This is a genomic window from Pasteurella bettyae CCUG 2042 (assembly GCF_000262245.1).
Classification (GTDB): Bacteria; Pseudomonadota; Gammaproteobacteria; order Enterobacterales; family Pasteurellaceae; genus Basfia; species Basfia bettyae.
In genome coordinates, this window is the sequence record NZ_AJSX01000017.1 from 1 (window position 1) to 23,504 (window position 23,504).

The window sequence follows — 23,504 nt, forward strand, 5'->3', positions numbered from 1 at the left end:
GCATTGTTTACTTGAGCAATTTCACTGTAAATACCATCTAAAGTTGATGCTGCCTCAGGTTTTAATGTTGATTTAGCAAATGCAAAAGTCACATCACTATTTAAAGTGAAAGTTTTATTTACTACTTCAGGTGCAACAGGTGCGGTACCTTGACCGAAACGGTAAGATAAACCAGCAGTTACAGAAGAAATACTTGGTGAATAGCTATAAGCTACGCCGTCATTATGGTTGTTAAAGCGACCTACTTTATTTAACCATTGATATTCAACACGCAATGCTAATTCAGGTAATGAAGGTAAGCTATATTCTAAACCAGCTGCATATAATGGAGATACATGTAAGCTGTGCTCACGAACACCTGTATCATGGTAGCCTTTATAGTCTGAACGAACTAATGCTGCACCAACACGAGCATATGCGTCTAAACCATCTGCATAGCCAAAACCAATTGGATAGCTTGCTTTTAAGCTTACGCTTGCACCATGTGCAGTATGTTTGAAGTTAGTTGTACCTGCATTGCGATATTTAGCACGACCAAAATCATCGTAACCTAATTCTGCTGCTAAGTAATCAGTAATTTGGTAACCACCATATACACCGTAAGTTACAAATTTACGTTTAAAAGCATCAGTACCAAAATCTTTTGAAGCTGGAGAGTTGGTATCAGCAAATTGTCTTACATCTTCGTGAAAAGATGCAGAACCTACACGTGCACCAGCATAGTATGTATTAGCTTGTGGTGCTGCTTGTGCTACTGAAGCAACTGCTAAACCAGCGATAGCTAAAGCGATTGCAGTTTTTTTCATTGCATTATCCTCTTAATTTGTCATTAAATTAATTATAATGAAGTTTTCAGTATCTACTATAAAATAGTGGAACTAACCACATTATGCACAATCTTAACTGAAAGGTTCAAGATAAAATTGTTAGGGTTGAATTTATCATTACACAAATTCAAATACTTTTAACCCAGTGGGCCGATAAGTGTCTCAATTATCCTAGCTAAAAAGTATAAAATCAAACTTTTATACCCCAATTGACTAAAAAAATAATCTATTTGTTCAAATAATATACGCCTATTAATGTTTATTGTAAACGTTTCAGTAAAATCTGAATCATGATTATCATTCCAATTATTAACTAATATGCTAGAATCTTACTATACTCTTTCAAGCTTTCTACCTGATTATAAAAACGGCTACTTTTATGTTACCTTGTTTAGAAAATGTCCCTACAATTACCCCTTTGATCTCTGACTTTTTACAAGATTTAAAAAAGCAATATTTTGAAGGTGATATTTGTTCAAATTACGCTGACCGCTTAAGCCTTGCTACGGATAACAGTGTCTATCAACAACTTCCACAGGCTATTCTTTTTCCTAAATCTGTTTCAGATATAGTAAAATTCACAAAACTCGCTCAACAGCATAAATATCTTTCCCTAACATTTACTCCTAGAGGCGGAGGTACGGGAACAAATGGTCAATCTATTAATAATAATATTATTGTTGATCTTTCTCGTCATATGACTGGAATTTTAGAACTCAATATTGAACAACGTTGGGTAAGAGTGCAAGCTGGGGTCATTAAAGATCAGTTAAATCAATTTTTGAAACCCTATGGATTATTTTTTGCTCCAGAGCTTTCAACGAGTAACCGAGCAACCTTAGGTGGCATGATTAATACTGATGCCTCTGGTCAGGGTTCTCTCCAATATGGAAAAACTTCAGACCATGTTTTAGGATTACGTGCAGTGTTGATTAATGGTGAGATTCTTGATACAAGTGCGGTCAAAACTGAAAAATTTTTAGATAATTTAGCACAAAAGAAAGTTAGCTTAACTAGTAAAATTCTTCATGAGGAGATATTTAATCGCTGTAAAGAAAAACGTGAAGTGATTATCCGAGATTTACCTCAATTAAACCGCTTTTTAACAGGTTATGATCTAAAAAATATATTTAATCAAGATGAAAGTGAATTTAACTTAACTAGAATTCTTACTGGTTCAGAAGGAACATTAGCTTTTATTTGTGAAGCAACTTTAGATCTCACACCGATTCCTAAAATACGTACGCTTATCAATGTAAAATATAGTTCATTTGATGCAGCATTACGTAGTGCACCTTTTATGGTACAAGCAAACGCACTTTCAGTAGAAACCATTGACTCTAAAGTCTTGAATCTAGCTAAAGAAGATATTGTTTGGCATTCGGTAAAAGATTTATTAAAAGAAGATGAGTTTAGCCCAATTCTTGGTTTAAATATTGTTGAATTTGCAGGTAATAATAAAAGTCTAATTGAACGACAAGTTCATACACTTTGTGCTCAACTTGATAGCAAGATCGCCAATCTAGAAGATAATATTATTGGTTATCAAATATGTTCTGATTTGCCTTCTATTGAACGTATTTATGCCATGCGTAAAAAAGCCGTAGGCTTATTAGGTAACACTAAAGGAGCAGCAAAACCGATTCCTTTTGTTGAAGACACTTGTGTTCCTCCAGAAAATTTAGCAGATTATATTACAGAATTTCGTGCTTTATTAGATAGCTACAATCTACAATATGGTATGTTTGGTCACGTAGATGCTGGAGTATTACATGTTCGTCCTGCATTAGATCTATGTGATAAGCAACAAGTATTATTATTCAAGTATATTTCTGATACCGTAGCAGAATTAACTCGCAAATATGGCGGGTTAATTTGGGGAGAGCATGGTAAAGGTATCCGCTCTTATTATGGTGAAAAATTTTTTACCCCTGAATTATGGCAAGAATTACGTTATATCAAATTTTTATTCGATCCGAATAATCGTTTAAATCCTGGGAAAATTTGTACACCTTTAAATAATAATCAGCCCCTCTATTCGATTTTATCACCTATGCGTGCCGATAATGATCGTCAAATTCCACTGAAAATGCATGACGAATTTTCAGGTGCAATGAATTGTAATGGTAATGGATTATGTTTTAATTTTGATGTTCATAGTGCGATGTGCCCATCCATGAAAGTTAGCCATAACCGTGTTTTTTCACCGAAAGGCCGCGCAGGTATGATTCGTGAATGGCTACGCTTAATGGCAAATGAAAATATTTCTCCTGAACAATTAGATTTTAGACAAACACACATCAAACATTCAGAACTTATTGAAAAATTTAGAAATACTATCAATAAATGGCGTGGTAAATATGATTTTTCTAATGAAGTAAAAACCGCAATGGATACTTGTTTAGCTTGTAAAGCCTGTGCAAGTCAATGTCCAATCAAAATTGATGTACCTAGTTTCCGTGCAAAATTTTTCTATTTTTATCATCAACGTTATGTGCGTCCGCCAAAAGACTATATTGTGGCAAACTTAGAGCTTGTAGCGCCTTATATGGCTAAACAAACAAAATTCTTTAACTTCTTTATGAATTCAAGATTTGTGAAAGTAGTTACCGAAAAGACCATGGGAATGATCGACATCCCATTACTCTCTGAGCCCAATCTACAACAACAATTAGTTGAAATTGGTTATCAAGGTAAAACTTTAGAGCAATTAGAAAATTTATCTTCTACTGAAAAATCAAATATGTTGCTAATTGTTCAAGATCCTTATACTTCTTACTATGATGCAACGGTGGTCGCTGATTTTGTCGAACTCTGCCAACGGATTGGTTTCAAACCTGTACTTTTACCTTTTAAACCTAATGGTAAAGCTCAACATATTAAGGGATTTTTAGGGCAATTTGCTCGCACAGCCCAAAATCAAGCTGAATTCTTAAATCGTATGGCATTATTAGGCTTACCGTTAGTGGGAGTCGACCCAGCTATTGTGCTTTCTTACCGAGATGAATATAAAGAAATACTACAAGCACAGCGTGGTAATTTTCACGTACTCACCGCTCATGAATGGTTAACCAGTCAACTTGATTCAGTGTTAATCAAAACTGCGGTAGAAAATTTACAAAAATCCAACCGCACTTTGAATACGCATGAATGGCATTTCTTTCCACATTGTACGGAACAAACCTTTATGCCCAATAGCCCCAAAGAGTGGCAACAAATTTTCATTGCATTTGGTCAGCAGCTTAAACTAGAAAAAGTAGGCTGTTGTGGTATGGCGGGAGTATTTGGTCACGAAATCAAGAACCAAGAAATGTCTCGTGATATTTATAGTAGCTCTTGGGGAGCGAAATTGACTGGTAAAAATACCGAGTACTGTTTAGCAACAGGATATTCCTGTCGTAGCCAAGTGGCTCGCTTAGAAGGTCAAGAATTAAAACACCCGGTTCAAGCCTTACTTACTCTTTTTCATTAAACATAAAAAAGGTGATTCAAATGAATCACCTTATTCTATTTTAAAATGCCTGATAATTTAAAAAATTGTCGATAAGCCTCTGCTTTTTTATCTAAACTCAATGGATAAGCTCGTGATGTGGAAGGGACTCGATAAAGTTTTAAGTCTCTACCTTCAAATGGAAAATCAATATATTCATTGGTTTTCGGCTCTTTTAATTTAACATCAGGAAGCAACGAAAATAGTGCCTCCGTAGCTTTTCCTCCCGTGGTAAATAACCAACGCACATGAGGAACTTGCTTGAGTACTTGAGATAAATTTACTGATTCTACAATTTTTAGAAATTTATCTGATGCATTATTTTGTTCCCGAATTGCTTTTATTACGGTCGGGCAAGAAGCAATTCCCTGTGCATTGAGAAAAGCCTTTATACGCTCGGTATCAAAACGTTTCTCTCCTTTAACTTGAAAATATTGCTTATCGTTAAAAAACACTAAACCATAAATTCTCCACATATCATTTTGAAAATTAGGATAATGAAATTCCATACAACGTTTTTCTGATTTTGGAGGAAAGGTTCCCATCATCATGACGGTCGCATGAGCAGGCAACACAGGTGGGAAAGGATGGGTTTCAATTATTGGTGTAGATATTATGTTATTCATCTTAAGAAATTACTGTTTGAGGTGAGCTGTCTGGCTCACCCAATAAACAAAAGTGCGGTCTGTTTTAAGAAAATTTTATTTTGGTTCTTGAATATGTGCTAAATCAGGATAAGCGTTTTTCATTGCATCTTTAAATTGATTGTCCCAATGAATAAAATACCATTGTTTGTTATCTTCAATGCCTAATAAATAAGCCTTACCCTGTTTTTGTTTACCATTAATATTAACATCATAATAAGCAGGAATAAACGCATAATCACGCACTGAAGTTTTCCCAGAAATCACTTTAGTTAAATCATATCCGTAAGAATTAGTCCGTAGGCTTTTCACAGAACTTGTTGCTAAATTCATCAATGACAATTTAAATGTATTTACATCCATCCCGGCTTGACTAGCCATTCTTTCTAATAATCTCGGTGGTGCTACATTTAATACGCTATTCCATTGCTTTTGTTGGAATGATTGTTCTAAATAACCTAATTGTTTTTCAATTAAATGTTTATCATTTGAAGATAAATTTGCCATAGTAGAAAATGTGGTAATACTCAATAATAGACTTAATAATAACTTTTTCATTACACTCCCTTCCTTAAAAATAAGTTACCTAACTTGTCTGCACCTCAATAAGTCTCTCTATAATGACCATATTTTATGATCGACGCCTAAACGAAGCATTAGACGTTTAGCCCACATTTTAGTTCAGCAAAAATAGGATGGCAGATTAAAAACGTTTTTCAAACCATAACCCAATTTCATGATTATTGTAATTATACAACCAATCTACATTAGATTTTACTTGAGTTCGACTTAGACTAAGCTGAGGAGTAATACCATAAAAACTCAATTTAGGGAATTTTAAATTTGCAGAATAAAGATATTCTTTATCATGACGTTTTTCTGATAATAATTCACTATACTGACGATAATCAGTTTTTCGATAATTTACACTTAAAGTTAGATCCAATCCGATATCAAAAGCTTTATTAATCCCTAACCGTAATCCTTTACGTTCATATTGATCAGATTTATCTTCCGTCCCATTTTTTTGTAAATAATCTAGCCCACCAAAGATAACCCAATCATGAGGCAATGCATAAGCACTAAATAAAAAAACAGAAGCAATATTACCATTATATATTTTTAAATTATGTTCTCGATAACGTTCATTTTTATAAGATAAAGTAAAAGAAAAATAGGCATCATCTCCAATATCTTGTGAATATTCTGCTTGAATCCCTTGGCGAGTAGAATACCATTGATTATTAGTATAACTAGCTTCTGATAAAGGATAAATATCAACTTGATGACGTTGATTTTTATAGCGATAACCTAAGCCTAGTGAGAAATAATGTTCATTATAAAAACTATGATTTTGAAAAAACTCTCCATTTGCAGAGCCTTTAAACATTATGCCATGATGATTTTTTATAGCCGTATATTTATTCAATGCACCTTCAAAACCTAAACCATGAGATTTGATTACTTGAGGTGAATGTCTGATAGTCGTTATTTCTCCCCAAAATGGCGTATTCACAACCCATTCAGTTGTCTTATTCGCAGACTGATTCAAATTAGAGTGATAAATAGCTCCTAGGGAAAAACTTCCATGCCAATCTTCTCGGTTATCAAGAGATAACTGAAATTCATTAACTTTTTCCATAAGACTTGGGGACTCAGATAAATTAATTTCAGAAAATAATTGGTGGGATTCTTTATTTTGATAATCAAAAAAATATAAACGGGCAAGATCAAGTTTCCCACGTAAAAAATCATTATCTGTTTTTACCAGTTTTTCATAAAGCTGAATCGCTTTTTTAGTATCTCCACGATTAAAAGCAATATTAGCTAAACTGAAAGTAATCATTCCTTCTTCTGCCTCAGGCATGGTTTGATAAATAGCTAATAAACGCTCAATATCATCTGTTTGTTTATGATTAATAGCTAAAAAAAGTGCGGTGAGGACTTCTTCAATATTATTGCCAATCCCAATTTCTTGATGATTAATCATCATTGTCGTTAAAAACTGATCTTTTTCAATAAGTTGCTCTTCTTGTGCTTTTTGTTGTTGCTCTACTTCTTGTTGCAAACGAAATTCAGTATCTTGATTATCAGCTAATGCACCACTACAAAAAAATAATAAAAATAAAAATCTATAGTCCATATCTATCCTAATAAAAAAGGCTTGTGATACCTCCCGCAAGCCTTTATTGTTAATCATGTTAGGCTATTTCTTTGTACCACCAAAAGCAGTATTTAAGCTTGGTTTTTTGCTAAATTCAGCAATACCCGCTAATCCAGCCGCATTATTGCCATAGAAGTGGCCTGATAATTTACCCTCGTCCTTACCATTTGCCACTGCGTTACCATCGATCGCTGAATTCTTAATCTTAGCATCCATATTAATTGCTAATTTAGAGCTTGCGATTGAACCTTTCAATGTTTTTTCCGTAAAGTCAGCAGTTAAGTTTCCTTTTAATATTTCTGTATTGGCATTGACATAATTATTAATTCCTTTTACATCATAATTTGCCTTGCCAGATTGAGGCATAGCCACAGTTTCAGAACCCGCATAATATACACTATAATTTTTACCTTCTTTAGCAGGATCTTTACTATAATGTGGTACATCCGCCCAATCTCCATACCACACATCCATATTGCCGACTTGTTTAAATGACATTCGACCTAGGTCTTTATGTTCTGGCATTTTTGAGGTTACCGTCGGAATCTTATAAAGTTTTGCGACTACCACACCATTTCCATCACGTACAGCTGTGCCACTTAACTTAGAAATCCATTTATCTGCTTTTTGTGCCATTGTTGAAAAGGCTTGCTCTTTATTTACTGCATTATTTTTATCCTTACTAATCGCACTATAATTAACTTTTAATGCTGCTTTGCCTTCATCAGTAGCAATATTAATAGTTTTATTATGGTTTTTATCTGTAGAAGCCACCTTACCTGTTACCGTAGCTTGAGCAAAAGCAGCTGTGGATAAGAATAATACTGCAATTAAGGTATGTTGAAATTTCATTATATTTCTCCTTATCAATTGAGATTAGGTGTAAATCACTGAATGCTATCCCTTCTAATTATCAAGAAGGTTTGCTTATCCTAGCACGAACCCATTCAAATACAAATGATTTTTATTATCATTTAATTAAAAGCTTGCTGTCAGTCCTAACTTGATCGTTCTACCTGGAGCCGGCATAGATGAACGTGCAATTGGGTCTAAATAGTAACGATCTGTTAAATTAGTTGCGATAAGATCTAAAGATAAATTTTCATTCACTTTATAATTTGCAAAAGCATCTACCACAAACACTGGTTGCCAGCGTACCGTACTAAGGCTATAAGAACCTAATCCTGCATCACGCATAGATTTTTCATAAGTATCTTTTACATTAGAATGATATTGCAATCTTGTACCTAAGGTCAGTTTTTCATCAAAAAAACGTAACCCTAAATTAGAGGTAATTGAATATTGAGGTAGAATCATATTTTTTAAGAAACCAGTACGACGCCCACCATTCACACATTCTGGGGTAGATTCAAACTTCCAAGTTTTCTGATTAAATGCAAATCCCATTTCTTCAAGGGCGCTATCTTTATCACATAGTTTATTTTTCAAGTTATAAGTCATACCAAAGTCAGCAAAAAAACGACCTTGATCGTATCTAGCTTGTAACTCTAACCCAGCTAATGTACGCTTATCATACTGTTGCGTTTCATAAAATTCATTGCGATCAAAAATATTTTTTGTCACATTATGAAAATAATTAAGACGAAAATCGGCTCGTCTTACCCCACTAAAAATTCCTCGCAAATCTTGCACATAACCCACTTCGAAATTTTTACTATGCTCAGGTTTGCGTTTAATTAGCGGCATAATATTATTGGTGGAATAACCTATTGTATCTTCAAAAATACTTGGCATACGTTTACTTTCGATATAGCGAGCATAAATACGCATATTATCAGTAAGTAAAATCGTGATACCTAAAGCAGGGGACCAGGCATGATCTCGGCGTTCTGCTTTTTTCATAGCTTGCCATTGTGCTTCTGTTGGTATTTCTTTTATTTCACTCCATCCCCTTACATCAACAACTTTTCTGTAATCAACAGGCCCCTCGTGAAGAAATCTATCTACAACATTGCCTCCAATATCCACACCTTTTTCATTCCACATTTCTTTGTTAAGGCGACCATCCATCACAGGAGAATGCTCTGCTTTAAAGTGTCCATCAGCATCTCGATACCAAAGTTCACTTTTCTCTACATATTGGTCTTCAATAGAATAATTCTCATAATATATAAATTTTTCTTCTGTAGTCATGCGGTTCCATTCGCCTCCCTTTGCTACTGCAGATGCATACAAGGCTCGCTCCTCTGGAGTAAAGGTTTTTAACTCTTTATAAGTCACTGGCATTGCCACAATATATTTCACATCTTCACGTTTTTTATCTTGTAGACGTTTGCGTAAACCATCATCACGGGATTTATAATGGGTATATCTTGCCCCAGCATTTAAAATTAACCAATCAGTTGGTGCATATTCAAAATTGAATCCTGCATTAAATTCATTACGTTTTCCATAACGTGGAGTAGAAGTAACTTCATCACTAGGCTTACAAATTCTTGGATCAACCTCAGCACAACGATCCATCCAACCTTCAAGCAAATGATATTTTTCTCTCATTTCATAAACATTAGAACTTTGTAAGGTTTCATGGCGATAATTTGCCATTACTGATAAGCTTAGATTATCTGCAATTTGGAATTTATTACTTCCACTCAGCCCCCAGTAATTATCTTTCGAATATTGTGCTTGTGCCTCTTGAGTATTAAACATACCATCTATGTTTTTAGTTTTATTCGGCGATTCATTATATTTTTTCCATGCAGCTTTAATTTTATTCATAAAATTAGGATCGCTACGCGGATCATCCTCTCTTCCTGAACGATAATACTCATAAAATATCTCATTCACCGAATCGCTAAAGTCTTTATCATAAAACATAATATCTCCAGGTGAACCACCTGCGGTATTAGTTTTTGATTTATTCCATAACGCCCATACTCCAAAATTTAAATCCAGCCATTTGTTATTTTCAGGGTTATAATTAAATTCTGTGCTTAATGCCGTTTGTTTAACATGAGCTAATGGCCATTCCAAGACGCTCCCCTGTTGCCATGAAGTTAGATATAAACGAGAAGGCATAATGTCACCAAATTCAATATTGGAATGACGTAAACTAAAATTGACATTCATGTCTTTAGTCAAATTATATTTTCCTTTACCTAACCAAGATTTCGATAAGTAAGAAGTATTTGGCACTTCATAGTTAGGATAAAAAACTACAGCCATCCAAGGAATATAAAAATCATCAGTAGCACTCATAATTTTTTTGGCATCAATGGTATCACCACCTAATTCCAGAATATCTTCTAATTTTTGTCCTTCCGCATATTTTTTACCGCCTTTTTTACCAGAATAATAATTGCCTTTTTCACGATAAGCATAAGCCATTAAACCTTCAAATTTATCTTCTTTATAGGCAGCTGCAAGGCGATAAGCATTATCATGGAAGAATTTATTACGCCCTCCAGAACGAGGAGGATGACGATCAGCAACACGAAATAGCACGGCATCATAACCCATTTCACTTTCTTCAGGATGGGCTGATTCACGATAATCAACGCCAATACGGAATGGGTGAGGACGATTTTTAATCGAATTATTTGAGGTCTCAGCTTTTAATTCAACGCCAAATTTATTACCAGGTTTAACAATATCATCAACTTCTAGAGTAGTGAGCTTCACCGTCCCTGCCGCACCATTACGTAAGTTACGATCAAGACTTGGACCTTTCTCAACATTAACGGAGCTAATCAGAAATGGATCCACATAATTACGACTACCGACACCCGCAATCCCACGCCAAACGGTTATAGCTTGTTCAGTACCATCTACCAACACAGGTATTCGTCCTTGCCCTGAAACACCTCGAATATTAGGATCTAAAGCGCCACTATTTCTCGAGTCCGCACTATACACACCAGTCACTCCAGATAATAAATCTGATACACTATGTGCTTGATAAGTTTCAATTTCCTTTTTACTTTTATATTCAACGACCTGATCTTTTAAAAATACTTGGTCTTTACCTTCTTGAGCTTTATTTTCTGCTTTATCTTGTACATGAATGGTTTCTAATGACTCCATAGATGCTGTTTCAGCAAATGCTGTATTACTAAGCAATACCCAAAGTATAGCTAATGCTGCTGAAGTTTTACTTTTCACTTTGATTTCCTTACCTTGATACATATGCTAATAATAATGATTATCTTTTAGATTGGGTATTTTACATTAAGAAATAAAGTTTTCAATTCTTATCTTAGCTATTACGTTTAAATGTGATCTTTATCATAAAATAAAAAACCGCACTAAAAAGTGCGGTCTTGATTTTAGAAAAATATTTTAGTTCAATGCGGTCAAAATATCGTTTACACGCTCTTTAGCATCTCCAAACAACATTTGAGTATTTTCTTTAAAGAACAATGGATTTTGCACACCCGCATAGCCCACTGCCATTGAACGTTTGAACACAATAACGTTTTGAGCTTTCCATACTTCTAACACAGGCATGCCTGCAATAGGACTATTTGGATCTTCCATGGCGGCTGGATTGACTGTGTCATTCGCACCAATAACTAAAACCACATCAGTATCTTCAAAATCATCATTGATTTCATCCATTTCTAATACAACATCGTAAGGCACTTTTGCTTCAGCTAATAACACATTCATATGACCAGGCAAACGACCTGCTACAGGATGAATACCAAAACGTACATTAACTCCTCGTTCACGTAATTTTTGTGTTAATTCAGCCACAGGATACTGCGCTTGTGCTACTGCCATGCCATATCCAGGAGTAATAATAACGGAACTAGCATTTTTCAATAATTCAGCGGCTTCTTCTGCGGTGGTTTCACGGTGTTCGCCCTGTTCTTCATCAGATGTCACTACAGGATCATTACCAAATCCACCTGCAATAACGCTAATAAATGAACGATTCATCGCTTTACACATAATATAAGAAAGAATTGCCCCAGAAGAACCAACTAATGCACCAGTAACAATTAGTAAGTCATTATTTAACATGAAACCTGCCGCTGCGGCTGCCCACCCTGAATATGAGTTAAGCATTGAAACAACCACAGGCATATCTGCACCACCTATTGATGCCACTAAATGCCAACCAAACGCTAGAGCAATTGCTGTCATTAAGAGGATTGGGAAGATATTTTCTGGATTATTTAAAAATGCAATCATTAATAATGCAGAAACCACTAATGCAGCTAAATTAAGTTTATGGCGATGAGGTAACATTAATGCTTTAGAATTAATCTTGCCACTTAATTTACCAAATGCTACAACAGAGCCTGTAAAGGTTACGGCACCGATGAAGATTCCTAAAAATACTTCAACATTGTGAATATTAGCTAATACGGCTTGTTCCGATAAAAATACTGCTCGTGCAGCCTCATCTAAGTTAGCGGGAATATCTGCCACTTCATGCAAACCAAAGCTATTGAAACCCACTAATACAGCGGCTAAACCTACAAAGCTATGAAGAATTGCCACTAATTCTGGCATTTCTGTCATTTCCACTTTAAGCGCTTTACGAATACCTATTACCGCACCAATTGCCATAGCAATAAGAATCCATAACTGACCTTCTGTTGATGGTCCAAAGATCGTGGCAATTAATGCAATAGTCATACCAACGATGCCATACCAACAACCTGCTTTTGCTGTTTCATGTTTAGAAAGACCAGCTAAGCTCATAATAAAGAGTATTGCCGCGACAATATATGCAGCTTGTACAAATCCGACTGACATTACTTCTCTCCTTAACCTTTTCTAAACATTGCAAGCATACGTTGGGTAACTTTAAAGCCACCAAAAATATTGATACTTGCTACTAAAATTGCAATAAATGCAAGAATACTCACAAAGAAACCACCTTGGGCAATTTGTAGTACTGCACCGACAATGATGATTCCTGAAATCGCATTCGTCACCGCCATTAAAGGCGTATGCAATGCATGACTAACATTCCATACCACGTAATAACCAACAAAACAAGCTAATACAAAGACAGTGAAATGAGACAAAAATGCAGTTGGTGTCACGGATGCTAGCCATAAGAATAAAATACCAACTAATGCCATCACGCCATATTTGATACGAGGATCTACAGGTTTCTGTTCTTTCTTCTCAGCTTGTGCAGTAGCTACTTTTTGTTGTGGCTGAGCTGATACTTTAATTGGTGGCGCAGGCCATGTCACTTCGCCATCACGGATTACTGTGACACCTCGTAATACTACATCTTCAAAATTAATATCAATTTGACCATCTTTATTTGGTGTTAATAGTTTTAATAAGTTAACTAAATTAGTACCATAAAGTTGTGAAGATTGTGTCGGTAAACGACTTGGAAAATCTGTATAACCAATAATTTTAACCTGATTACCTGTAACGAAAATCTCACCAGCTTTAGTATATTCACAGTTACCACCTGTCAATGCTGCCAAATCAACAATCACAGAACCTGGTTTCATTGAATCAACCATTTCTTTAGTAATTAAGCGAGGTGCAGGTTTGCCGGGAATTGCAGCCGTAGTAATAATAATATCCACTTCTTTTACTTGTTCAGCATAAAGTTCCATTGCACGGCGGTTAAATTCTTCAGACATGACTTTAGCGTAACCATCGCCAGAACCACCTTCTTCCTTGAAATCAATTTCAAGAAAACTAGCGCCCATACTTTGCACTTGCTCTTTTACTTCAGGACGAGAATCAAAAGCACGAACAATAGCTCCCAAACTATTTGCTGCACCAATCGCAGCTAATCCAGCGACACCAGCACCAATAACTAATACTTTAGCTGGTGGTACTTTACCTGCGGCAGTAATTTGTCCAGTAAAGAAGCTACCAAAAGCATTTGCAGCTTCAATCACAGCCCGATAACCTGAAATATTTGCCATAGAAGATAAGGCATCAAGGGCTTGTGCACGAGAAATTCGAGGAACAGCATCCATTGCTAATACATTAATTTTCTTAGTCGCAAGTTTCTCCATTAACTCTGGATGTTGTGCAGGCCAAATAAAGCTAATTAAGGTTGCTCCAGATTTAATTTGTGCAATCTCGTCATCCGTAGGAGGATTCACTTTAAAAATAACATCTGCATTCCAAACATCTTGTGCCGAACCAACGCCCGCACCTGCTTCCTTAAAAGCTTGATCTTCAAAACTTGCTTTAAAACCTGCATCGTGCTCAACGATTACATCAAAGCCTAGTTTTAGAATTTGTTGAACAGTCTTAGGCGTTGCCGCCACACGACTTTCATTATCAAGCAGTTCTCTAGGTACACCAATTAACATAATGCTTCCTTCTAGTTGATGATAATTTTAAACGAGGAATTCTCGCCTAACTGATAATGACTATAAGCCAATGAGACTAATCTACCATTTATTTGATAAAAATAAACCAAATTTTTAATAGCTTGTATAAGATCATTGTATAACTCCTTAGTATTAAGAAAAATCTAGATTTTTATGTACATCTAACAACACAAAGTGCGGTTCAATTTTGTAAAATTTTAAATCCTCTACAAATTAGCTTTATGATAGACTAGATTTCAGTTTTTATTAGCTTATATAGGATATTTTTATATGCAATTCCCTTTTCTTCAATCAGCAACCTTAATTCGTCGCTATAAACGCTTTATGGCAGATGTTGAACAAGCGAATGGTGATAAACTCACTTTACATTGTGCAAATACGGGAGCAATGACTGGCTGTGGAGAAAAAGGCGATATTGTTTGGTACTCAGATTCTAAAAGTACTACGAGGAAATATCCTTGCTCTTGGGAACTGACTCAACTTGCAAACGGTAATTTAGTATGCATTAATACTCATCGCTCAAATCAATTAACTCATGAAGCGCTTACAAATAAAGTCATTAAAGAACTTGATAACTACAGCGAAATTTATCCTGAAGTAAAGTATGGTGAAGAAAATAGTCGAATTGATTTTTTATTGAAAGGTGAGGGACTACCAGATTGCTATATGGAAGTGAAATCAATTACCTTCGTGAAAGGAACATTAGGTTTATTTCCCGATGCAGTAACCACTCGAGGACAAAAACATATACGTGAATTAATGGCGATGAAAGCTCAAGGACATCGAGCCGTATTACTCTTCACAGGCTTACATGATGGATTTGATCATTTTAAAATTGCTGAATTTGTAGATCCTGAATATAACAAGCTTTTTAAAGAAGCACTTGCTGTTGGCGTTGAAGCTTATGCATATGCTGGTAAATTTAATATTGTTAATGGTATTCCAGATAGCCTTTCTCTCAGTCAAGCTGTACCTTTAATTTTATAATGAAATTTTTAGGAATTATTCTCATTTAATTGTTGACAATATATTTGATAATAATTATCATAAGCATCATTCAAACAATAATAGATAATCACTCCAACATTCAGGCGTTTCCACCCCCACAACGGAAACGCCTTTTATTTTTCCGTTTTTCTTTATATCAATAAATAATTGATAATTATTTGCATTTAATTGTTGACAAGTTAAATGATAATGATTATCATAAAGACACTCAAACAATAATAGATAATCACTCCAACATTTAAGTGTTTCCTCCCCCACAACGGAAACACTTTTTTTTTATTCTCAATTTGAGAACCTCAGAATTTATCTACAAATTTCAAATAATCTGTTAAAAACGAGTGTCTAGTCTTTTCATTTCCTCAATAATCACTATAATGCTATGTTCTATTTACAAATATTATGAACCTACACAGGAATTGACAATGACTGATATCAATGTTGTTCTCGCGGAACTAAAGCGCGGTGTTGATGAAGTGCTTTCTGAAGCAGACTTAATTGAAAAATTAAAAGAAAACCGTCCATTGAAAGTAAAATTAGGCGCAGATCCAACTGCACCTGATATTCACTTAGGTCATACTGTTGTATTAAATAAATTACGCCAATTCCAAAACTTCGGTCATGAAGTGATTTTCTTAATTGGTGACTTCACTGGTATGGTTGGCGATCCATCTGGTAAGAATAAAACTCGTCCGCCATTAAGTCGTGAAGATGTATTACGCAATGCAGAAACATATAAACAACAAATTTTCAAAATTTTAGACCCGCAAAAAACGCGTATAGTATTTAATTCTGAATGGCTAGCTCAGTTAGGCACTGAAGGCATGATTCGTTTAGCTTCCAATTATACGGTTGCACGTATGTTAGAACGTGACGATTTTAAAAACCGTTTTAATTCACAACAACCCATTGCGATTCATGAATTTATCTATCCTCTATTGCAAGGTCATGACTCTGTTGCTTTAGAAGCAGATATTGAATTAGGTGGTACAGACCAAAAATTCAACCTATTAGTAGGTCGTGAATTACAAAAATCGGCAGGAATGAAACCACAAGTTGCCATGACACTTCCATTATTAGTAGGTTTAGATGGTGAGAAAAAAATGTCTAAATCATTAGGCAACTACATTGGTGTCACTGAAGCACCAAGTGAAATGTTTGGTAAAATTATGTCTATTTCAGATGATTTAATGTGGGATTGGTATAATCTACTTTCATTCCGTCCATTAGCTGAAATTGCACAATTGAAACAAGAAGTTCAAGATGGACGTAATCCACGTGATGTAAAAATTTTATTAGCTAAAGAAATTATTGCACGTTTCCACAGTGAAACAGATGCAAATGTTGCTGAACAAGAATTTATTAACCGCTTCCAAAAAGGTGCAATCCCTGATGAAATGCCAGAATTTACATTTAATGCTCCTATTGGTATCGCTACATTATTAAAAGAAGCAGGATTAGTATCCTCAACTTCTGAAGCAATTCGCTCTTGCCAACAAGGTGGCGTAAAAATCAACGGTGAAAAAATTGAGGATGTAAAACCTGATGCTGAGAAAGGCACTAATGTATACCAAGTAGGTAAACGTAAATTTGCTAGAATCACAGTTAAATAATTAACGCTATAAAAAGAAAAGGTATTTATGCTGTCATAAATACCTTTTTTTATTTATTAAATAACTTATAAATTCACCATTCGACTTGGGCGAACTACATTATCTAATCCGATTTCAGCTACGCCTAAAAATTGCTTTTGAGGTGAAAAAAGTCTTACCTGACCATTCAATTTTTGCTCATTAACAAATTTTACTCGTTGACCAAAACTCACAGATTTTGTTTGTTCTTCTGTAAGCATAAGCTCTGGTAATTTAGAAACGGCACTATCAACTGGAAGTAAATAACTATCTAAAATTGATAAGTCATTTTGTTCAGCTAATTTTTGCAATTGTTCCCAAGTAATCATTGAATGAATGGGATAATCTGACACAGCCGTACGTCTTAACATTGTCACATGGGCACCACATCCAAGATATTCACCTAAATCATCCACTAAGGTTCTAATATAGGTACCTTTAGAGCAATGCACGTCTAAAACTAAATTAGGCGCATCATAACGAATAAAATTTAATTCAAAAATAGTTATGGGGCGTGCTTCACGTTCTACAGTAATTCCAGCTCGTGCATATTCATATAGAGGTTTACCATTATGCTTTAATGCAGAAAACATTGTAGGAACCTGCATAATATCACCACGAAAGTGCGGTAATGCATGAATAATATCTTGTTCTGTGACATTTACAGAGCAAGTTTTAACGATTTGACCTTCTGCATCTGACGTATCAGTTCGCTCACCTAACTTTGCAATCACTTGATAACGTTTATCTGCATCCAATAAAAATTGAGAGAATTTTGTTGCCTCGCCTAAACAAATTGGCAACATTCCTGTTGCCAATGGATCTAAAGCACCCGTATGACCTGCTTTATTTGCCTGATAAATGCGTTTTACTTTTTGTAAAATATCATTAGATGACATACCTTGCGGTTTATCAAGTAAAAAAATACCATCAATATCACGTCCACGTTTACGGGGTCTCGACATTATTCTTCCCCGCTTTCATCATCGATATGACGTTCTTTATCGTGACGTACCACATTAGTCACTAAATTAGACATACGCATGCCTTCTACTAAAGATTGATCATATTCGAAACGTAGTTCTGGCACAATACGTAAACGCATTGCTTTGCCCACTAATGAACGAATATAAGGCGCTGCTTTTTCAAGCGCTTTCATACCTTGAGCAATAGCCTCTTCATCATTATTGAACAAGAATGTCACGAAAACTTTTGCATAGGCTAAATCTCGTGAAACTTCAACATCAGATACTGTCACCATACCTACACGAGGATCTTTTACTTCACGTTGAAGAATGACAGCAACTTCTTTTTGAAGTTCTTGAGCGACACGGTCGCTACGTTTAAATTCTCTTGCCATTGTATTTTCTCTGTTAAATTTGGCATTTTACTGCCTATTATATTAATTTAAATGGCACAGATTTAAGATCTGCGCCATTGATTAATTTGCTAAAGTGCGGATAAATTTTTAGAAATTTTGACCGCACTTTTAAAGATTAGATTGAACGTTTAACTTCAACCACTTCGAAGACCTCAATTTGGTCGCCTACTTTAACATCATTATAGTTTTTAACGCCAATACCACATTCCATACCACTGCGGACTTCATTAACATCATCTTTAAAGCGACGTAAAGATTCTAATTCACCTTCAAAGATAACTACATTATCACGTAATACACGGATTGGATTGTTACGTTTAATCACACCTTCAGTGACCATACAACCTGCGATTGCACCAAATTTAGGAGAACGGAAGACATCACGAACTTCTGCAAGACCAATAATTTCTTGTTTAAATTCAGGTTGTAACATCCCGCTCATTGCCGCTTTAATCTCATTTAATAATTCATAAATGATTGAATAGTAACGTAAGTCAATATTTTCAGCTTCAATAATACGACGAGCTGATGCATCGGCACGAACATTAAAGCCCACCATAATAGCATTTGAAGCCGCTGCTAATGTAGCATCAGTTTCAGTGATACCACCTACACCTGAACCAACAATTTTTACTTTTACTTCATCTGTTGATAGCTCAGTTAATGATTGGCAAATTGCTTCCACAGAACCCTGTACGTCTGCCTTAACAATGATATTAAGTTCAGCGACATCACCTTCAGACATGTTACTAAACATATTTTCAAGTTTTGCTTTTTGTTGACGAGCAAGTTTCACTTCACGGAACTTACCTTGACGATATAAAGCCACTTCACGAGCTTTTTTCTCATCACGCACAACCGTTGCTTCATCACCAGCAGAAGGCACGCCTGAAAGACCTAACACCTCAACTGGAATTGAAGGGCCTGCGAGTGCAACATCTTTACCATTTTCATCTCGCATTGCACGTACACGACCGTATTCAAAACCACAAAGAACAATATCACCACGATGTAATGTACCAGATTGGACAAGGATAGTTGCTACTGGGCCACGGCCTTTATCTAGGTAGGATTCAATTACGACACCAGTCGCCATACCATCTTTAACCGCTGTTAATTCAAGCACTTCTGATTGTAATAAGATAGCATCTAATAATTCATCAATACCTGTCCCTTTTTTCGCAGATACGGGTACAAATTGTACTTCACCACCGAATTTCTCAGAAATCACTTCATATTGAAGTAATTCTTGTTCTACACGTTCTGGATTTGCCTCAGGTTTATCGATCTTATTGACGGCAACCACTAATGGAGCACCAGCTGCTTTAGCATGTTGGATCGCCTCAATAGTTTGTGGCATTACGCCATCATCCGCTGCTACAACAAGAACAACTATATCCGTTGCCTTCGCACCTCGAGCACGCATTGAAGTAAAGGCAGCATGTCCCGGAGTATCTAAGAAGGTAATCATTTTACCATCAGCAGTTTCTACGTGATAAGCACCGATATGCTGAGTAATACCGCCAGCCTCGCCAGCGGCAACTTTCGCTTTACGAATATAGTCAAGTAATGATGTTTTACCATGATCAACGTGTCCCATGATAGTGACTACTGGCGCACGTTGTACTTTTTCGGCATTTACATCACGATCTTCTAATACGGATTCTTCTAATTCATTTTCTTTACGAAGAATCACTTTATGCCCCATTTCCTCAGCGACTAATTGAGCTGTTTCTTGGTCAATCACTTGGTTAATGGTTACCATTTCACCCATTTTCATCATAAATTTAATGATTTCAGTTGCTTTAACTGCCATTTTATTGGCTAATTCTGCAACTGTAATGGTTTCACCAATGATAACATCTGATTTTGCCACTTGAGCAGGTTTGGTAAAGGCTTGTTGAATAGCACTACCGCCTTTTTTACCTTGTTTGCCCTTACCACCTTTTGGTTGATTACGACGATTTGACTCACGCTCATTTTTAGTACTTTCTTCTTCACGTCCGCCTTTTTTCGCTTTTACCACTTTATTTTTACCACGTCCACGATTCTCGTTACGACGTTCCTCTTCATCTTCAGCTTCACGAGCATAGCTTGATGTCAAGTTGTAATCTGCAAAATCATCTGATAATTCAGCACTAACATCATTATCTTCGGCAATTGCAGCTAAACGTTTTGCTTCTTCAGCAGCTTTACGAGCCTGTTCTTCTGCCTTTTGACGAGCTAATTCATCTGCTTTACGGCGTAATTCAGCCTCTTCAGCTTTAATGCGTTCTTTTTCCAAGTCAACTGCTTTTACAGGCTCAGCTTTTGCTACTTCAACTTTAGCTGCTTCAGTTGCTTTTTTATCAGCTTCAGCAAGCTTCTTTGCCTTTTCTGCAGCTTCTTTTGCGGCTTTATCCAATGCAGCCTGTTGTTGCGCTTTTAATTGTGCTTCCTCAGCTGCTTTTTTAGCCGCCATTTCAGTATCAATTTTACGAGATTTGCGTACCTCAACTTGTACCTTACCACCAGCTACGGTAGTTTTTGTTCTACGCTGTAAGCTCAGTTTCTTTGGTGCATTTTCGCTTTGTGTTTCTTTATCACTCATAACTTTTATCCTTATTCATCACCAAACCAACAGATATTACGCGCAGCCATAATCAACTCCGCTGCTTTTTCTGCACTTAGCTCTTCAATATCCGCTAAATCATCAACACCTTGTTCTGCTAATTCTTCAAGGGTTTTTATTTCTTTTTCTGCTAATTTGAATGCAATGTGACGTTCCATACCGTTAAGATTTAATAATCTGTCTTCAATATGTGCTTGTTTTAATGCTTCTTCTTCAGCTAACGCTTTTGCTGTTAATATATTTTTTGCTCGAGTTTGTAATTCTTCAACCAAATCTTCATCTTCTAGCCCATCAATTGCAGTTAATTCATTCACAGGCACATAAGCTAATTCTTCAAGACTTGAAAAACCTTCATCAATTAACAATTGAGCAAAATCTTCATCAATTTCAAGTGATGTCATAAATAAGTTTAAAATCTTATTGTCTTCTGCTTGATGTTTTTCTGTTAATTCATCAGAAGTCATCACATTTAATGTCCATCCCGTTAATTGAGTTGCTAAACGGACATTTTGACCATTGCGACCAATTGCTTGAGCAAGATTTTCTGAATCAACAGCAATATCCATTGAATGATTATCTTCGTCTACTACAATTGAACTCACATCAGCAGGTGCCATAGCATTAATCACGAATTGTGCTGGGTTATCATCCCATAGAACGATATCTACACGCTCACCACCTAACTCATTCGTGATGGCTTGAACTCGAGCACCACGCATGCCAACACAAGCACCTACAGGATCAATACGTTTATCATTGCTTTTCACTGCAATTTTAGCACGTGAACCAGGGTCACGAGATGCTCCTTTTATTTCAATTAGCTCTTCACCAATTTCAGGAACTTCTAAGCGGAATAATTCTTCAATCATTACAGGTTTAGCACGAGTTACAAACAATTGTGCACCTTTACTTTCTGGATTAACTTTGTAAAGCACTCCGCGAACACGGTCACCAGGTCGGAAGTTTTCACGTGGTAACATATCTTCTCGTGTAATAACGGCTTCTGCTTTTGCAGGATCTTCTTTATTGCCTGTCAATTCTAAAATAATAGAATCACGAGTCACTTTTTTTACTGTTCCTGTGACAATTTTACCTTCTTCAGAACGGAATTGCTCAACCACTTTATTACGTTCTGCTTCACGAATTTTCGTACTGATTACTTGGCGAGCGGTTTGCATAGTAATACGGTCAAATGCAACTGACTCAATTTGATCTTCGACAAAATCGCCTAACTGAATCGTCGGATCTTCAAATTGTGCTGCTTCTAGAGTAATTTCTTTAGTTGGATTAGTGACATTTTCAACAACTAACCAACGACGATAAGTCTCAAACTCGCCCGTTTTTTGATTAATCACAACACGAACATCGATTTCTTGTTCATATTTTTTCTTGGTTGACAGTGCAATTGCACTTTCTAATGCTTCAAAAATCTTTTCGCGTGGTAATAACTTTTCATTTGATACTGCTTCTGCAGCTAATAAAATTTCTTTGCTCACTTTCGATTGCCTCTAATTAAAATTTTGGAATTACGTTTGCTTTTTGAATATTACCAAACACTAAAACTTGTTCTTGACCATCAACTATTAACGTTAACATATCATTATCAATTTTCTCTAACTTACCCTGCCATTTACGACGATCTAATACTGGAATACGTAAATGCACTGACACATCTTGTCCAACATAACGTTGAAATTGAGCTAATGTAAATAATGGTCGATCTAAACCTGGTGAAGAAACTTCAAGGTTATATTTATCAGCGATAGGATCTTCAACATCTAAGATTGCACTCACTTGACGACTAACATCAGCACAGTCATCAACAGTGACACCGCCTTCTTTATCTATATATAAACGGACTGTCATAAAACGACCAGCACGTTGACATTCAATCCCCCAAAGTTCACAGCCTAAATCCTCTACTGACCCCTGAAGCATTTCTTGTAAATTTTGTTCTAATGTTGCCAAATTATTCTCCTGTAGAATTCATATTTACAATAAATTCCTATAAATTTAGATACTTAAGCATTCCACACTCAAATTTTAGGTATAAAAAAAGGGCGTAATGCCCAGCTTTTACATTAAATTTTATACATAAAAAAACCCCTAATCATGATTGGGGTTCCTCACTGAGCCTATTATGCTTTACTACAATAAGCAAGTGGTTGCGGGGGCTGGATTTGAACCAACGACCTTCGGGTTATGAGCCCGACGAGCTACCAAGCTGCTCCACCCCGCGTCCGAAATATGTGGCGTATTATAGACATAAATTTGACAAATATCAAGTTATTGAAAAAATAAATTAAAATGCTACCGCACTTTCATTAAATCACCAGCGAATGCCAGAATTAATTCCAATACCAGCGCCACCATTATTGACGCCAAATCCACCACCAACAGAACAACTGCTCATACAAGTCGCGATAATGATAAAAATAAATAATTTTTTCATATTATTT

Annotated in this window: 17 protein-coding genes and 1 tRNA gene; 3 read left to right on the forward strand and 15 right to left on the reverse strand. The window is 35.8% G+C overall.

Features of this window, described 5'->3' with window-relative positions; all coding sequences use genetic code 11:
* Positions 1-806 (reverse strand): outer membrane beta-barrel protein (locus HMPREF1052_RS03360; protein ID WP_005759671.1); only part of this gene is annotated, 806 nt, incomplete at its 3' end.
* A 400-nt stretch (positions 807-1,206) separates the two neighbouring features.
* Here HMPREF1052_RS03360 and ydiJ point away from each other — a divergent pair.
* The gene (gene ydiJ / locus HMPREF1052_RS03365; protein ID WP_005759729.1) at positions 1,207-4,299 is read left to right on the forward strand and encodes a D-2-hydroxyglutarate dehydrogenase YdiJ; all 3,093 of its coding nucleotides are present in this window, start codon (positions 1,207-1,209) and stop codon (positions 4,297-4,299) included.
* 35 nt (positions 4,300-4,334) lie between these two features.
* Here the strand turns inward: ydiJ and HMPREF1052_RS03370 are convergent, their stop codons facing one another.
* The 7 genes from HMPREF1052_RS03370 to pntA all read right to left on the reverse strand — a co-directional run bounded on the left by HMPREF1052_RS03370 (position 4,335) and on the right by pntA (position 14,396).
* Positions 4,335-4,943: a hypothetical protein gene (locus HMPREF1052_RS03370; protein WP_005759686.1), complete on the reverse strand. Its 609-nt coding sequence runs from the start codon at positions 4,941-4,943 to the stop codon at positions 4,335-4,337.
* 75 nt (positions 4,944-5,018) lie between these two features.
* A complete protein-coding gene (locus HMPREF1052_RS03375) occupies positions 5,019-5,519 on the reverse strand; it encodes a hypothetical protein (RefSeq protein ID WP_005759681.1) in 501 nt (166 codons plus the stop codon).
* 145 nt (positions 5,520-5,664) lie between these two features.
* The gene (locus HMPREF1052_RS03380) at positions 5,665-7,104 is read right to left on the reverse strand and encodes a surface lipoprotein assembly modifier (protein WP_005759736.1); all 1,440 of its coding nucleotides are present in this window, start codon (positions 7,102-7,104) and stop codon (positions 5,665-5,667) included.
* 63 nt (positions 7,105-7,167) lie between these two features.
* Positions 7,168-7,977: a Slam-dependent surface lipoprotein gene (locus HMPREF1052_RS03385; RefSeq protein WP_005759714.1), complete on the reverse strand. Its 810-nt coding sequence runs from the start codon at positions 7,975-7,977 to the stop codon at positions 7,168-7,170.
* A 126-nt stretch (positions 7,978-8,103) separates the two neighbouring features.
* A complete protein-coding gene (locus HMPREF1052_RS03390) occupies positions 8,104-11,247 on the reverse strand; it encodes a TonB-dependent receptor domain-containing protein (protein ID WP_231284611.1) in 3,144 nt (1,047 codons plus the stop codon).
* Between the two features lie 177 nt (positions 11,248-11,424).
* Positions 11,425-12,852 (reverse strand): Re/Si-specific NAD(P)(+) transhydrogenase subunit beta, encoded by a 1,428-nt coding sequence (gene pntB, locus HMPREF1052_RS03395; RefSeq protein ID WP_005759723.1) that lies wholly within the window; start codon positions 12,850-12,852, stop codon positions 11,425-11,427.
* Positions 12,853-12,863: 11 nt separating this feature from the next.
* On the reverse strand, positions 12,864-14,396 hold the full coding sequence (pntA, locus tag HMPREF1052_RS03400; protein WP_005759738.1) for a Re/Si-specific NAD(P)(+) transhydrogenase subunit alpha: 1,533 nt from the start codon (positions 14,394-14,396) through the stop codon (positions 12,864-12,866).
* 291 nt (positions 14,397-14,687) lie between these two features.
* Between pntA and sfsA the strand changes: the two genes are divergently transcribed.
* Both sfsA and tyrS read left to right on the forward strand, forming a co-directional pair.
* The gene (gene sfsA / locus HMPREF1052_RS03405) at positions 14,688-15,404 is read left to right on the forward strand and encodes a DNA/RNA nuclease SfsA (RefSeq protein ID WP_005759687.1); all 717 of its coding nucleotides are present in this window, start codon (positions 14,688-14,690) and stop codon (positions 15,402-15,404) included.
* A 443-nt stretch (positions 15,405-15,847) separates the two neighbouring features.
* Entirely contained in the window at positions 15,848-17,035 is a 1,188-nt protein-coding gene (gene tyrS / locus HMPREF1052_RS03415; protein WP_005759725.1) for a tyrosine--tRNA ligase, read from the forward strand.
* Between the two features lie 65 nt (positions 17,036-17,100).
* On the opposite strand, the gene truB is transcribed toward tyrS, so the two are convergent.
* The 7 genes from truB to HMPREF1052_RS11570 form a co-directional block, all read right to left on the reverse strand.
* A complete protein-coding gene (gene truB / locus HMPREF1052_RS03420) occupies positions 17,101-18,018 on the reverse strand; it encodes a tRNA pseudouridine(55) synthase TruB (RefSeq protein ID WP_005759716.1) in 918 nt (305 codons plus the stop codon).
* Positions 18,018-18,413 carry a 30S ribosome-binding factor RbfA gene (gene rbfA / locus HMPREF1052_RS03425; protein ID WP_005759694.1) on the reverse strand — a complete coding sequence of 132 codons (396 nt, stop codon included), beginning with the start codon at positions 18,411-18,413 and terminating at the stop codon, positions 18,018-18,020. The genes truB and rbfA overlap by 1 nt, the downstream gene beginning before the upstream one ends.
* A gap of 136 nt (positions 18,414-18,549) precedes the next feature.
* Positions 18,550-21,024, reverse strand: coding sequence for a translation initiation factor IF-2 (infB, locus tag HMPREF1052_RS03430; protein ID WP_005759726.1), 2,475 nt, complete (start codon positions 21,022-21,024; stop codon positions 18,550-18,552).
* An 11-nt stretch (positions 21,025-21,035) separates the two neighbouring features.
* The gene (gene nusA, locus HMPREF1052_RS03435; RefSeq protein WP_005759742.1) at positions 21,036-22,541 is read right to left on the reverse strand and encodes a transcription termination factor NusA; all 1,506 of its coding nucleotides are present in this window, start codon (positions 22,539-22,541) and stop codon (positions 21,036-21,038) included.
* 16 nt (positions 22,542-22,557) lie between these two features.
* The gene (rimP, locus tag HMPREF1052_RS03440) at positions 22,558-23,013 is read right to left on the reverse strand and encodes a ribosome maturation factor RimP (protein WP_005759672.1); all 456 of its coding nucleotides are present in this window, start codon (positions 23,011-23,013) and stop codon (positions 22,558-22,560) included.
* A gap of 194 nt (positions 23,014-23,207) precedes the next feature.
* Positions 23,208-23,284, reverse strand: a tRNA-Met gene (locus tag HMPREF1052_RS03445).
* A 90-nt stretch (positions 23,285-23,374) separates the two neighbouring features.
* The gene (locus HMPREF1052_RS11570; RefSeq protein WP_005759744.1) at positions 23,375-23,497 is read right to left on the reverse strand and encodes a hypothetical protein; all 123 of its coding nucleotides are present in this window, start codon (positions 23,495-23,497) and stop codon (positions 23,375-23,377) included.
* Positions 23,498-23,504: the final 7 nt, after the last annotated feature.

Excerpts from the sequence above, each read along its gene's own strand:
- ydiJ (WP_005759729.1), top strand. The coding sequence starts at position 1,207 with ATGTTACCTTGTTTAGAAAATGTCCCTACAATTACCCCTTTGATCTCT.
- HMPREF1052_RS03370 (WP_005759686.1), bottom strand. The coding sequence starts at position 4,943 with ATGAATAACATAATATCTACACCAATAATTGAAACCCATCCTTTCCCA.
- HMPREF1052_RS03375 (WP_005759681.1), bottom strand. The coding sequence starts at position 5,519 with ATGAAAAAGTTATTATTAAGTCTATTATTGAGTATTACCACATTTTCT.
- HMPREF1052_RS03380 (WP_005759736.1), bottom strand. The coding sequence starts at position 7,104 with ATGGACTATAGATTTTTATTTTTATTATTTTTTTGTAGTGGTGCATTA.
- HMPREF1052_RS03385 (WP_005759714.1), bottom strand. The coding sequence starts at position 7,977 with ATGAAATTTCAACATACCTTAATTGCAGTATTATTCTTATCCACAGCT.
- pntB (WP_005759723.1), bottom strand. The coding sequence starts at position 12,852 with ATGTCAGTCGGATTTGTACAAGCTGCATATATTGTCGCGGCAATACTC.
- pntA (WP_005759738.1), bottom strand. The coding sequence starts at position 14,396 with ATGTTAATTGGTGTACCTAGAGAACTGCTTGATAATGAAAGTCGTGTG.
- sfsA (WP_005759687.1), top strand. The coding sequence starts at position 14,688 with ATGCAATTCCCTTTTCTTCAATCAGCAACCTTAATTCGTCGCTATAAA.
- tyrS (WP_005759725.1), top strand. The coding sequence starts at position 15,848 with ATGACTGATATCAATGTTGTTCTCGCGGAACTAAAGCGCGGTGTTGAT.
- truB (WP_005759716.1), bottom strand. The coding sequence starts at position 18,018 with ATGTCGAGACCCCGTAAACGTGGACGTGATATTGATGGTATTTTTTTA.
- rbfA (WP_005759694.1), bottom strand. The coding sequence starts at position 18,413 with ATGGCAAGAGAATTTAAACGTAGCGACCGTGTCGCTCAAGAACTTCAA.
- infB (WP_005759726.1), bottom strand. The coding sequence starts at position 21,024 with ATGAGTGATAAAGAAACACAAAGCGAAAATGCACCAAAGAAACTGAGC.
- HMPREF1052_RS11570 (WP_005759744.1), bottom strand. The coding sequence starts at position 23,497 with ATGAAAAAATTATTTATTTTTATCATTATCGCGACTTGTATGAGCAGT.